Here is an 11,974-nt window from a genome sequence, read left to right on the forward strand (position 1 = left end):
AGCTTTGTGACAAGCCTACCGGATGCCCGCTGCCCGGCGCCCCTTCCGTATGCTGCTGACGGCCCATAACAGCGGGGGAACGACCAAGTAGACGAAGGGATAGAAGTAATTGACCAGATACGGGTTCTTGAGCGTATGGGCAAGCCGGAAATGATGCCCGCTGTAGAGGATGCACCCTACGGATGCGCAAGTCATCAGGATGGCGATCAGCTTCCAGTTCTTGAACCCGGACCACTCGGACAGGCCGTAGCTCAGAATGAACAAGCCGACGGCCAGCTTGACGAAGGCGCCGAGCAGCCATAACGGGATGTAGACCGCGTCGATGTTCTGAATAAAGTTCAGAATGGACACGAATTTGGTCAGCGAATAGATGGGAACGGTCATCTCGGCGGCCATGTCCGGACCGGTCACGAACAGCACGACCAGCGTGGCCACTACCCCCCACAGCATCGAGACTGCCGTCCCCCAGATGACCGCGCGCGAGGCGGTGCGCTTGTTCTCGGCGAAGAAGAACAGCATCAGCACGATCGAAGGGTCCATCATGTAGTAGAAGGAGTGCCATGCGCCTAGGAGGATGCGATACCAGCCCGAATCGGCGTATACCGGCAGGATGCGGCTGACCTCCATGTCCTGCGGGTTCAGGAACAGCTGCGCGAACAGCGTGAACAGAAGGATCGGACCGATGACTTCCGCGCAGCGGCTGACGGCAACGAGGCCTCCTTTCCACACCGCGTACGTTACCGTGAACAGCAGCAGCAGCAGGATGACGATCATCGGGGTGTTGTGCAGCATGACCAGGTTTTGGAATTCGACGGTGCCTTTCGCGATCTGCGACAGCTGCATGAACCAGAGCGCGAAATAACCCGTCGCGAGGAGCTTGCCGAGCACGGTTCCGAGCAGCTCCTTCATGAAGCCGACCAGCGTCTTGTCCGGATGCCGGATGCAGAGCCGGAGCATCAACCACGTAATCGCCATCATCGCCGCGCCGCCGACCAGCTCGGAGATCCAGCAGTCCTGGGCGGACACTTCCGCGGCCAGATGAATAGGCAGGTAGGAATACGTGATTAGGGAGGAGATGTTGATCAGCCAGAACAGCTGGTAGCCGCTAATTTTCATCCGTCATCGCCACGCCCTTTCCTCGTTTTTCTTGTACGGTGCGCCGACCGCGCCGACCGACCGGAGATGAATCTTCGCCTCGACGGCGACGTCGAGCCGTTTGAAGCCGTTGTCCCAATCGGTCCTGTGCGTCTTCCACCAATACGGATAGCGGCGATGCAGATACTCGCCGATACCGAAGACATCGGATCCCCACCCCCGAACCTTGTCCATCGTTCCTTGCAGCTGCTTCCTGACTTCCGCGTTCAAGTACTGCTGGACGGCGATCATATTGTCCACCTCGGCCATGTCGAGGGCGGTGGTGTTCTCGAGCAGGTACGCCTGCGCCTGGACGGTCAGCTCGACGCGCCCCGGCGCCTGGCCGCCGGCCGCGCGAAGCTTCCGCCGGATATGCGTCAGCCGGAACGAGAGGGTGCCTTTGGTGTCCTTCCACGGAAGGGTGACGGCGTCGAAGCTGCCTCTCCCGCTCATCCAGACGGCACGTCCGCCTTCGGCGTCGTCCAGGTAGCCCTGGATCCGGCGCTGCTCGTTCAGGACGGCGAACCCGCTCAGGGCGGAGACCGGCGTCCTGCTGTCCGGGCGCAGCTCGACGTTCTCTATGCGGAAGAACGGCAGGAGGGGCCGGGTTCCGCCGGCGAGGCTGTCGATGACGAGCTGCCGGGCGCTGAATTTGCGGAGGCCGTTGATCTGCAGCTCCTTCTCCGCCGCGACGCTGGGGAGAGATTCCATGGGATGCCTCCGCATGAGAAATTCCTTGGCGGTGCCGCCGCGAATCATCAGGATGGTATCTCTTAAGTTGTTCGTCGGGTCGCGGCCGACTTTATCGTATAACAGCCCGATGTCGTTTTGCTTGACGAACGCCTCGCCGCAGGCAATCAAAATCCGGTGGCTCGTCATCAGCCGGCGGGACAGCTTGAGCTGGATTTTTTGGCTGGCGTCGTACAGGTTTTTGCCTTTGGCCGACATAACGACGTATTGATCCACTTTGCCGGAGCTGCTGCCCTTGAGCCGCGAGGGAATGACGATCTGGTGGCTGACCTCGATCAGGCCGTCCTCCGCGGCGTCCAGGCCGCTCCCCAGGACGAAGGCCAATTGGTTCGGCTCGACGAAATCGGTGCAGCCGGCGGCCGGAACCGCAAGCAGGAGCAGAGCGCTCGCCAGGAGCGCGAATCGGATCACGAGCGGCGTCCTTTCCTGCTCTGGCCGCTCTTCGCCCAGAAGGGATAACGGACGAGCAGGTTCTTGATCCGCGGGCCGTCGAACGGCGCGACAGGGCTGAAGAACGGCGTGCCGAACGATTCCAGCATGACCAGATGGAGCAGCAGGAAGATGATGCCGAACCCGAAGCCGACGAAGCCGAGCCAGCCGGCGAAGATCAGCATGAGATACCGGAGCAGCCGGAACGGCAAGGTGGCGCTGTACCGCGGAATCGTATACGCCGCGATGCCGGTCAGCGAGATGACGATGATGATCGGCGTGGAGATGATGCCGGCTTCGACGGCGGCTTGACCGATCACGAGCGCGCCGATGATGCTGACGATCGGACCGAGCTGGTTCGGCAGATGGACGCCGGCCTCCTGCAGGCCGTCGAAGACGAACATCATGAGGAGCACTTCGATTACGGTCGGAAACGGCGAATTCTCCCGGGCGGTCGCGATCCCGATCATGAGATTGCTCGGCACCATTTCCGGATGGAAGGTGGACAACGCGACGTAGAGAGCGGGCAAGGCGAACGAGATGAAGGTCAGGATGTAGCGGACCATTCGGGTTAGGATGACGAAGACGAAGCGCTCGAAATAATCGTCGGCCGACTGCAGTCCCGACCAGAATGTAATGGGCATAATAAGGGCGAAGGGCGTTCCGTTCGCCAGGAGGGCGACCTTCCCCTCGAGCAGGCTGGCCGCGACGATGTCCGGGCGTTCGGTATTTTGAATCTGCGGGAAGAGGGAGAAGGAATGGTCCTCGATCCACTCTTCGAGGTAAGCGGAATCGATGATGCCGTCGGTCTCGATCCTCCCGAGCCTGTCCCGGACTTCCGCAAGCACGCGCGCGGACGCCTTCCCCCGGATATAAGCCAGGACGACTTCGGTTTGCGTATACGTGCCGAGCGTAAACGACTCCAGCTTCAGCCCCTCGTGCACGATTCTTCGCCGGAGCAGCGTCATATTCGTCCGGAGCAGTTCGACGAAGCCTTCCTTCGATCCTCGAAGGGTCGACTCCTTGTGCGGCTCTTGGATGCCCCGCGTCTCGTAGCCCGGCGCGAACACGGCCAGCGCGGTTGATTCGCCGTCCACCAGCATTGCCAAGGCTCCGAGCAGGATATGCCGGACAAGATCTTCCATGCAATCGACCGTCTTGACGTTCGCGATCGGCATCCATTCGCGGCTGAACATCTCGGCGAGCGATTCGATGCGCGTCATGCCCTGCGGCAGGCCGCCGAAGAGAAGGGGCCTCAGCAGATTTTGCTCCGCGCTGTCGAGGCTCGTCATGCCGTCCAGATACACGAGCAGCAGCATCGTGCCGTCGTTCAGCCTGTAGGGCCGAAAGACAATGTCCGAACAGTGATCGAAGGTCGACCTGAGATCCGCTTCGTTTGCTTCGATATCGCTGTCGATGGCTCGCATTGCCGTCACCCCGGTTATTTACAGATTTCATGGTGGATATTATGGACGATGCGTCTTGCGGCTATGCAAATTTTGCTTGTCTGCAGCGTCCTTCGCAGGGGGATTGCGAAGCCAAAATATTCTTGCGGCCCGTCCTTGTCACATCCCGCACCGCTCGTTCGTTCTATGCATGAAGCCGGATCGGGAGGGGCGCACGGCGCACGAAACCGCGGGGGAACGACGCCGGGTTTCAAGCGCGGCCGCCCGGACAAAACGGCTTCAAGACGGGACCGGGACATTCCGATCGGCGGATGCCTCGCAGACGAGGATTCGCCGCAGGGGCAATACCAAATTCAACGAAGAGAGGGAATAGATCATGACTCAACGTTTAAATTACATGCAGCAATCGCCGGAATTGACCAAAGCGATGATGGGACTCAGCACGGCCGAGAAACATAGCGCGATCGAAGCGAAAATCCAGCATCTCGTCCATATCCGCGCTTCCCAAATGAACGGCTGCGGCTTCTGCCTGGACATGCACGTGAAGGAAGCCAAAATTCACGGCGAGAGCGAGCTTCGCCTCTACCATATCGCCATCTGGCGGGAATCGAACCTGTTCGAGCCGCGCGAACGCGCAGCGCTCGCTTGGACCGAAGTGCTGACCCGGATTCCGGAGCACGGCGTACCGGACGAGCTGTACGACCGCGTGCGCGAGCAGTTTTCCGAGAAGGAGCTGTCGGATCTGACGTTCTCGGTCATGGCGATCAACGCCTGGAACCGTGCCAACGTCGCGTTCAAGACGACGCCGGGCTCGGCCGACGCCGCGTTCGGGCTGACCAAGGCAGGCTTGAGCTAAGCGAAAGACGGGCTTGAGTTAAACGAAGGACGAAGACGCGGAAGGCGCCGCGGGTGCCATGCAAGGAGAGGAAGCATAGCCACGCGAGCTTTGCGAAAGCACAGACTAGGGGGAATTGAACATGAAAATCGTAGTGATCGGCGGTACGGGATTGATCGGAAAGAAGCTCGTCCATAACCTTCGCGAGCTGGGCCATGAGGCCGTGGCGGCGTCACCGTCCAAAGGAGTAAACGCCGTGACCGGCGAAGGCTTGGCTGAAGCGCTGAGCGGCGCGCAGGTCGTCGTCGACGTGGCGAACGCGCCGTCCTGGGAAGACCAGGCCGTGCTGGACTTCTTCGAGACGTCGAGCCGCAATCTGCTTGCGGCGGAAGCGGCTGCGGGCGTGAAGCACCACGTCGCCCTGTCCATCGTCGGCACCGACGGCTTGCCCGAGAACGGGTACTTCCGCGCGAAGCTGGCGCAGGAGAAGCTGATCGCCGCTTCCGGCATTCCGTACACGATTGTCCGCGCCACGCAGTTCTCCGAATTCGTCGGCGGCATCGCCGATTCGTTCACGGACGGCAACACGGTCCGCGTGCCGGCCGTCTCGTTCCAGCCGATCGTCTCGGACGACGTCGCCGCCGCGCTGGCCGATGTCGCGGTCGCGGAGCCGGCGAACGGCATCGTCGAGGTGGCCGGTCCGGAGCGGATGCGCTTCGACCAGCTCGTCCGGCTGTACCTGGAGGCGAAAGGCGATCCGCGCCAGGTGGTCACGGATAACGGCGCGCGTTACTACGGGTCGATGCTGGAAGAGAAGTCGCTTGTTCCGGGCGACGATTCGAAGCCTCGCATCGCGCCGACGCGCTTCACGGACTGGCTGGTCGGCTCGAAATAAGCCGGGAACGCCGGGTGGGTAAAAGCGCCGGCTGCGTAAACCGGCGGGGCCCTGCGCGGGTGCAGGCGTCGCCGGACCATGGCGGATGGCGGACCGGCTCGGCGGTTAATAAGTAACCCGGTTAATTAGCAAGCAGATTAACAAGTGATCCGGTTAACAAGTAAACGGAGAGCAAGCAGGCAGCGAGTCACCTAGTAGAGAGCAAGCAGGTAAAGAGTAGCGAAATAAAGAGCAACTAGGTAAAGAGCAACCGACGACAAGTAATCAGGTAACGGGCAACCAAAGTAGTGAGCAACCGACGACAAGTAACCAGGTAACGAGCAACCAAAGTAGTGAGCAACCGACGACAAGTAACCGGGTAACGAGCGACCAAAGTAGTGAGCAACCGACGACAAGTAACCGGGTTAACGCATAAAGGGGCTGTCCCGTTCGCCGTAAGGCGACGCGGGACAGCCCTTTTTTGTGTAGCGATCGCGCCAAGCTCGAGGTTGAGCGGACAGGAGAGCCGTTATCTTGGCGTTTTTGCGCAATTTCGGAGTTTCGCGGCCACAGGCGCGCTTATTCGCTTCCAACTCCCGCCAATCGGGGGCCGGGACGCGCCATAACGGATCGTATGGCCGCTTAATCGCTCAAAGCTTCGGATTACGCGAAATAGCCGCTGCTGTGTCCGCATGCCGGCCGTCCGCGCGGGTTGAGGCGGGAAGCAAGGGCATCTGCGCTGTGCTCCGCGTCCGCCGTCGGCGCGGGAGACGGTTAGTCGGCAGGAAGCGAGTGCATCTGCGGCATGCTGGGCGCCTGCGCTGTGCCTGCCGTCCGCCGCTGTGTCCGCATGCCGGCCGTCCGCGCGGATCGGGCGCACGCACGGGCGAGCTAGGCGCCGGCAGTCCGCCGGATTATGACGGCATGTCGGCGTCAAGCGCGCGCACGACCTGCCAGCCGTCCGCCGGCGGCTTGCACACGAACCGGTGCAGCTTGCCGTCCGGGTCTTCGAGGCCGACGAGCAGGCCGTCGCGAACGGGCAGGACGTGCAGAACTTCGCCGCCCGGCACCAGCCTTTCGGCCAAATCGCCGATCGCCGGCGCGACGGCGTCCTCGAGCCAGAGCCGCTCGCGGAACCAGCGCGGCGCCGGCGCCGGCGGGGGATACCCGTGCCGGGGCGCGCCGAGCGCTTCGGCCAGCGCGTCCGGCGCGTCCGGCAGCGCGCGGCCTTCGCCGACGGCCGCGACGAAGCGCAGGCACAGCTCGACCGTGCGGACGATTTCGCCGTAGTCGAGGCTGCCGTTGGCGTAGCGGATCTCGGCCGTGCCGATGTCGTACCAGGCTGCCGCGTTGATGCCGCAGCGGTGCGACTGGGGCCGGCCCGCGCGCCGCAGCGCTTCCGGCCGGGGCGCCCGGGCGTAATCCGCGCGCATCGCGGCCGTCACCGGCGGGCAGTACATCGCCCGGTGACCGCTCGTGCCCAGCAGCGCCCGGAGCGCCTCTTGGCCGGCCAAGGCCGCGCCCAGGAGCGGCGGCACGATCGCTTCGCCCCAAGGCTCGAGGCCGACGTGCACGTGCAGCCCGCAGCTCCAGTTCGCGTGCGCACCCTGCGCGAGCAGGCGCCCCAGCATGGCGCGGATCGCCTCGCGTTCCGACCAGCGCATCGGGGGCGTTTTCAGCTCGCTGCCGGAATCCTCGCCCTCTTCGTCCACCTGCAGCTCATCGAACGACATGACCCAGCCCGGCGGAAGCGCCAGCTCGGCCGGCCGGCCGCCGATAAATTCAATTTCTACGCCGAAGCGCAGTTCGTTCCATGCTACTTGTTTCGGCCACATAGGCATTCGCACCCTTCCTTGGTTCGGCTGATGACGAGTTGTCGAACCGGGAGCGCAAGGGGGTGCGCGTATGCGGAGTTAGCGGGGGATCTTCATGTGCGGCATCGGGTGCCTCCTGTTCGTAATGGTAGTATTCATATTGCGAGAGAAGCCGTTAAGAGGGGTAAAGCGCCGAAAGAGCGGCACGAGGTACGTACATGAGTCCGAAATCGTGCAGCAGCGAAGAAATCGAGACGGTCGCCGCCGCGATTCGGCAAGGCCGGACGGCCGAAGTCCAATGGCGGTTCGCGAACGATCATTTGACGGAAATCGCCATGACCGTCCACGGCCAAGCGAACCGAACGCTGCGGCTCTCCGCTTGCGGCGGCTTCGCCATGCTCAAAACGCGACTCTCGCCGCTACGTATGCCTTTAATTCCGCTATCGGCAGCCGTACTTGGGCCATCGTGTCGCGGTCGCGGACGGTGACGCAGCCGTCGGCCTCGGAATCGAAATCGTACGTGACACAGAGCGGCGTGCCGATCTCGTCGTGGCGGCGGTACCGCTTGCCGATGGAGCCGGCCTCGTCGTAGTCAACCATGAAGTCGGCGGCCAGCGCGGCATAGACGCCCTGCGCCCCCTCGGCCAGCTTCTTCGAGAGCGGGAACACCGCCGCCTTGTACGGCGCGAGCGCCGGATGCAGCCGCAGCACGACGCGGCTGTCGTCCGCCTTGAGCCGCTCCTCCTCGTAGGCGTCGACGAGGAAGGCGAGCGTCACGCGGTCCGCGCCGAGCGACGGCTCGATGCAGTACGGCACGTACCGTTCGTTCGTGTCCGGATCGGTGACGCCAAAGTCCTCGCTTGCATGCGCCATATGCTGCTTCAGGTCGTAGTCGGTCCGGTCCGCGATGCCCCACAGCTCGCCCCAGCCGAACGGGAAACGGTATTCGATGTCGGTCGTCGCGCTGCTGTAGTGCGACAGCTCGTCCTCGGCATGGTCGCGCAGCCGGATGCTGCTCTCCCGCATGCCGAGGCCGAGCAGCCAATCCCGGCAAAAGCCCCGCCAATACCGGAACCATTCCAGGTCCTCACCGGGCTTGCAAAAGAACTCCAGCTCCATTTGCTCGAACTCGCGTGTCCGGAACGTAAAGTTGCCGGGCGTGATTTCGTTGCGGAAGCTCTTGCCGATTTGGCCGATACCGAAGGGCAGCTTCCGGCGCATGGCGCGCTGCACGTGCTTGAAATTGACGAAGATCCCTTGCGCGGTCTCCGGGCGCAGATAGATCGCGTTCGCGCTCGATTCCGTCACGCCTTGATGCGTCTTGAACATGAGGTTGAACTGGCGAATGCCGGTAAAGTCGCGCGAGCCGCAGTCCGGGCATGCGATCCCGTGCGCCGCGATCAGCTCCTGCATGGCGTCGAACGATAGACCGTCGACGACGAGTTCCTGCCCTTGCCCGCCGAGCGCCTGCTCGATCAGTTTGTCTGCGCGGTGGCGGCTATTGCAGCTTTTGCAGTCGATCATCGGATCATTGAAATTGCCGACGTGGCCAGAAGCGGCCCACACCTGCGGGTTCATTAGGATCGCGGCGTCGAGGCCGACGTTGTGCGGCGATTGCTGGATGAACTTCTTCCACCAGGCGCGCTTGACGTTGTTCTTCAGCTCGACCCCGAGCGGGCCGTAGTCCCACGCGTTCGCGAGGCCGCCGTAAATGTCGGACCCCGGGAAAATGAACCCTCGTTGCTTGGCCAGCGAGACGATGCTGTCCATCGATTTCGTGGCGTCAATCATGCTCATCGCTCCTTCTTTGTCACTGAAAGGACCGATGCCGGGTGCGGTGCAGCCCCATTCAAAAAAGCCCCCGCCTCCGGACATCGCGCTTCCATCGCGCTTTGATGTCCGGGGACGGGAGCTCTCGCGCCCGCGGTTCCACCCCGGTTGACGCCGCCGTGACGGTTGCGCCCCCTTGTTGTTCGCCATCCTGCTCCGGACCGCCGTTTCTCCGATGCCTCTTCCGGGCTTGCACGCTCCCCGGCTCGCTGCGTAGTAGGTGGATCGGATACTATTGTCCATCGCTGCAGGAATTTCCATGGTTTGGAATATCTTATCGCGAAGCCGGCGAAAAAGCAATGGGGCGACGCTGGCGTCCGTCGGAATGGATCTCGATTGGCGTGGCGAATTCGGTAATCTGGGACTCGGCGGTCTCGGCGGTCTCGTCCGCGAAGAACAAATCGTTGAGCGAGCTGATCGAGCCGTCCTCTTCCACCTGGTAGACGTCAAGCTTATCGCCGACGACGTTCATTTCGATGCAGCAATTCCAGCAGAAGTACTGGCGGGGGCCGATCTTGCCGATATCGATCGAGTTGCAGTTAATGCACTTCACAGGCAGCGCTCCTATCCCCGAATCTATGAATCTACGTGAGTGCTATTAGCATTGCCGATTCGTAGATTCGATAAACGCGCTGAGGCTGATATAGCCGCCATGTCCGCACGGCCCCCCCGCGCAGCGCAGAACAGGCTGCCCGCCGATCGGAACGGCCCACGGCAAGCAGGCACTATCCATATTAAAAAGCCCTAAGCGGCCTCGGTCCTGCACGCTAGCGGGCCGAGGCCGCAAGTATTCGGAGTGTCTGCCGCCTAACGGGACGGCTAACGTGTCGAATGACGTATGCGCTTCGGAAGCACTGTGGGCTATGCGCTTCGGGAAGCGCTATGGGCGGTGCGCTCCGAAAGCGCGGTACGCCGTCCATGCGAATGACCGGCTTAGCGGCCGGCAGCGTTGCGGACACCTTCGAACGTGGTTCGGTTGCTTTTTCGCGTATAGTTTTATTTCCCTTCCGGGCGCTGCCGCACGACATGCGGGATACGGAACAAAAGGTGGGGATGATGGACATGTGCTATAATGCGGGTACAGAGACCGGATCGAGGAAAGTGAGGATTATGGACATGAAGCACGGCGAAGTCTACACCATTCCTTCGGACTGGGACGTCGGCGTCTCCGTACCGCTGATCGGCACCAACTACTGCCATTCCAACTATCGCAACGTCCGCAGCCGCGCCGATATCACGGTGCTCGCATACGTGCTTCGCGGGGAAGGGACGATCCGCGTCGATTCCATCGAGCATCGGCCGAAGGAAGGCGACGTGTTCCTGCTGCGCAAAGGGAGCTACCACGAAGTGACGGCGCTGCCCGACCAGGAGGAGTATTGGACGTACCTGTGGTTCAATATCGCGGGCAACAGCGACGACCTGCTCGCGGCGTACCAGCTGAAGGAAAAATCGCTCGTGCCCGACGCACCGCTCGAAGGCTTGTTCCGCAAGGCGTTTCGCTTGGTCCGGCGCGGCCGGCAAGGCAGCATGGAGCAGGTTCAGGAAGGCGTCGTGCTCGTGCTGACGGAAATCCTGATCGCCCTCTCGCGGCTGCTGAAGAGCCGGAACCAGCTGCTGTCCGACCAGGCGCAGGGGATCAAGCAGTACCTCGACCAGCTGGCTGAGCCGTTCGATTCGGAGCGCTTCAGCCGGCACATGGCAATGTCGTACAAGCAGCTGAACCGCGTGTTCAAGCGGGAAACGGGCTTTACTGTATACGGCTACCTGCTGTCGCGGCGGATCGGGCACGCCGAAATGCTGCTCCGGGACACGAGCTTGAGCGTCAGCGAAATCGCGTTTCGGCTCGGGTACGCCGACCCGCACTATTTCTCCAACTTGTTCAAGCAAAAGACGGGCATGACCCCGACGGGCTTCCGGCTGCAAGGCGGCCATCGCTGAGGAGCAGGAGCGGCTTGCGTGACGATTCTTAATGGCGCCCGCCACGGGCTATCCGGAAGTGACCGTCCCGGGGGGCGCGACCGCGGACCGGTTGCCGGTCGGGATTTCGTTCTTCGGCCCCGCCTACGGCGAGCAGAAGCTGCAGAAGTCTGGCCTATTCGTTCGAACAATCGGCGCTGGTCAGAACCGCGCCGGTGAATACGCTGGCGGTGCCGGTGCCTGCGCCGTGATACGGCGGCGTACCGCGTGATACGGCCGCGTGCCGCGTGACACGGCCGTGCTCCGCGTGACACGGCTTCGCGCCGCGTGACACGGCCGAGCTCCGTGTGACACGGCCGAGCTCCGTGTGACACGGCCGTGCTCTTCGTGGCATCGCCGCGTGCCGCTTGATTTGGCCGCGCACCGCGGGATTCGGCCGCGCTCTTTGTGGCACCGCCGCGCTCCGCGTGACACGGCCGAGCTCGGCTTGATTCCGCTGCACTCCGTGTGATTCCAGAAGCTGTTCCTGAGCCGTTTGGCTGAGGGCAGCTTCTTTTTTACGGAGTTTTGGCAGCAGGAAGGTGATGAGGCAACCTACATGGTCGCCCCCGGGGGCAGTTTGGGAGCCGGAAGGTGATGGAGTAACCTACATGAGCGCCGCCGGTGGCCGTGTTCGAGTAACAGAGCTGCCATGCGGACAGGAGAGCCGCTATTTGGGGGAATCGGCGCAAAATCTCCGTTTCGCGGCCACAGGAGCGCTTATTGGCTTGTCTGGTATGCCATTATGCCACATTTTGGGCCAATAGCGGAATGTGTGGCCGCTTAAATGTCGGGAAGCCCATTTTGACGCAAATAACGGCTCTGGTGGCCGCGCGAAAGTCCGCCGCGGGAGCTCGCCGCCGCCGCACGGCGCGGGCCGGCACCGCCGCACGCGGGAGCTCGCTGCCGCCTCGCGGCGCAGGCCGGCCCCGCCGCGCACGTGGGG

Annotated in this window: 8 protein-coding genes and 1 pseudogene; 3 read left to right on the forward strand and 6 right to left on the reverse strand. The window is 62.6% G+C overall.

Translation table 11 applies throughout. The features are described 5' to 3' along the window. Positions 1-15 precede the first annotated feature (15 nt). From ACFPB1_RS23960 to ACFPB1_RS23970, 3 genes are read right to left on the reverse strand one after another with little or no spacing between them, the layout of a single operon-like run. Complete coding sequence (locus ACFPB1_RS23960; RefSeq protein WP_379228679.1) at positions 16-1,116, reverse strand: GerAB/ArcD/ProY family transporter; 1,101 nt, start codon at positions 1,114-1,116, stop codon at positions 16-18. A 3-nt stretch (positions 1,117-1,119) separates the two neighbouring features. Then, the gene (locus ACFPB1_RS23965) at positions 1,120-2,295 is read right to left on the reverse strand and encodes a Ger(x)C family spore germination protein (protein ID WP_379228680.1); all 1,176 of its coding nucleotides are present in this window, start codon (positions 2,293-2,295) and stop codon (positions 1,120-1,122) included. Then, on the reverse strand, positions 2,292-3,740 hold the full coding sequence (locus tag ACFPB1_RS23970) for a spore germination protein (RefSeq protein ID WP_379228681.1): 1,449 nt from the start codon (positions 3,738-3,740) through the stop codon (positions 2,292-2,294). The genes ACFPB1_RS23965 and ACFPB1_RS23970 overlap by 4 nt, the downstream gene beginning before the upstream one ends. A 355-nt stretch (positions 3,741-4,095) precedes the next feature. On the opposite strand from ACFPB1_RS23970, the gene ACFPB1_RS23975 reads away from it, so the two are divergent. Both ACFPB1_RS23975 and ACFPB1_RS23980 read left to right on the forward strand, forming a co-directional pair. Continuing rightward, positions 4,096-4,575: a carboxymuconolactone decarboxylase family protein gene (locus ACFPB1_RS23975; protein ID WP_379228682.1), complete on the forward strand. Its 480-nt coding sequence runs from the start codon at positions 4,096-4,098 to the stop codon at positions 4,573-4,575. A gap of 121 nt (positions 4,576-4,696) precedes the next feature. Continuing rightward, a complete protein-coding gene (locus ACFPB1_RS23980) occupies positions 4,697-5,449 on the forward strand; it encodes an SDR family oxidoreductase (RefSeq protein ID WP_379228684.1) in 753 nt (250 codons plus the stop codon). An 893-nt stretch (positions 5,450-6,342) separates the two neighbouring features. On the opposite strand, the gene ACFPB1_RS23985 is transcribed toward ACFPB1_RS23980, so the two are convergent. The 3 genes and pseudogenes from ACFPB1_RS23985 to ACFPB1_RS23995 form a co-directional block, all read right to left on the reverse strand. Next, the gene (locus ACFPB1_RS23985; RefSeq protein ID WP_379228685.1) at positions 6,343-7,263 is read right to left on the reverse strand and encodes an amidoligase family protein; all 921 of its coding nucleotides are present in this window, start codon (positions 7,261-7,263) and stop codon (positions 6,343-6,345) included. A 378-nt stretch (positions 7,264-7,641) separates the two neighbouring features. After that, on the reverse strand, positions 7,642-9,033 hold the full coding sequence (locus ACFPB1_RS23990) for a glycine--tRNA ligase (RefSeq protein WP_379228687.1): 1,392 nt from the start codon (positions 9,031-9,033) through the stop codon (positions 7,642-7,644). A 412-nt stretch (positions 9,034-9,445) separates the two neighbouring features. Further along, positions 9,446-9,625 (reverse strand): annotated as a pseudogene (locus ACFPB1_RS23995) (hypothetical protein); the annotation flags it as partial. Positions 9,626-10,182: 557 nt separating this feature from the next. Here ACFPB1_RS23995 and ACFPB1_RS24000 point away from each other — a divergent pair. Continuing rightward, a complete protein-coding gene (locus tag ACFPB1_RS24000; RefSeq protein ID WP_379228689.1) occupies positions 10,183-11,010 on the forward strand; it encodes an AraC family transcriptional regulator in 828 nt (275 codons plus the stop codon). Positions 11,011-11,974: the final 964 nt, after the last annotated feature.

Source organism: Paenibacillus sp. GCM10023250 (genome assembly GCF_042653205.1).
Lineage (GTDB): Bacteria > Bacillota > Bacilli > Paenibacillales > Paenibacillaceae > Paenibacillus_Z.

Bases quoted from the DNA above. Each gene is read 5' to 3' on its own strand.
- ACFPB1_RS23975 (WP_379228682.1), top strand. From the start codon at position 4,096: ATGACTCAACGTTTAAATTACATGCAGCAATCGCCGGAATTGACCAAA.
- ACFPB1_RS23970 (WP_379228681.1), bottom strand. From the start codon at position 3,740: ATGCGAGCCATCGACAGCGATATCGAAGCAAACGAAGCGGATCTCAGG.
- ACFPB1_RS23990 (WP_379228687.1), bottom strand. From the start codon at position 9,033: ATGATTGACGCCACGAAATCGATGGACAGCATCGTCTCGCTGGCCAAG.
- ACFPB1_RS24000 (WP_379228689.1), top strand. From the start codon at position 10,183: ATGGACATGAAGCACGGCGAAGTCTACACCATTCCTTCGGACTGGGAC.
- ACFPB1_RS23960 (WP_379228679.1), bottom strand. From the start codon at position 1,116: ATGAAAATTAGCGGCTACCAGCTGTTCTGGCTGATCAACATCTCCTCC.
- ACFPB1_RS23980 (WP_379228684.1), top strand. From the start codon at position 4,697: ATGAAAATCGTAGTGATCGGCGGTACGGGATTGATCGGAAAGAAGCTC.
- ACFPB1_RS23985 (WP_379228685.1), bottom strand. From the start codon at position 7,263: ATGTGGCCGAAACAAGTAGCATGGAACGAACTGCGCTTCGGCGTAGAA.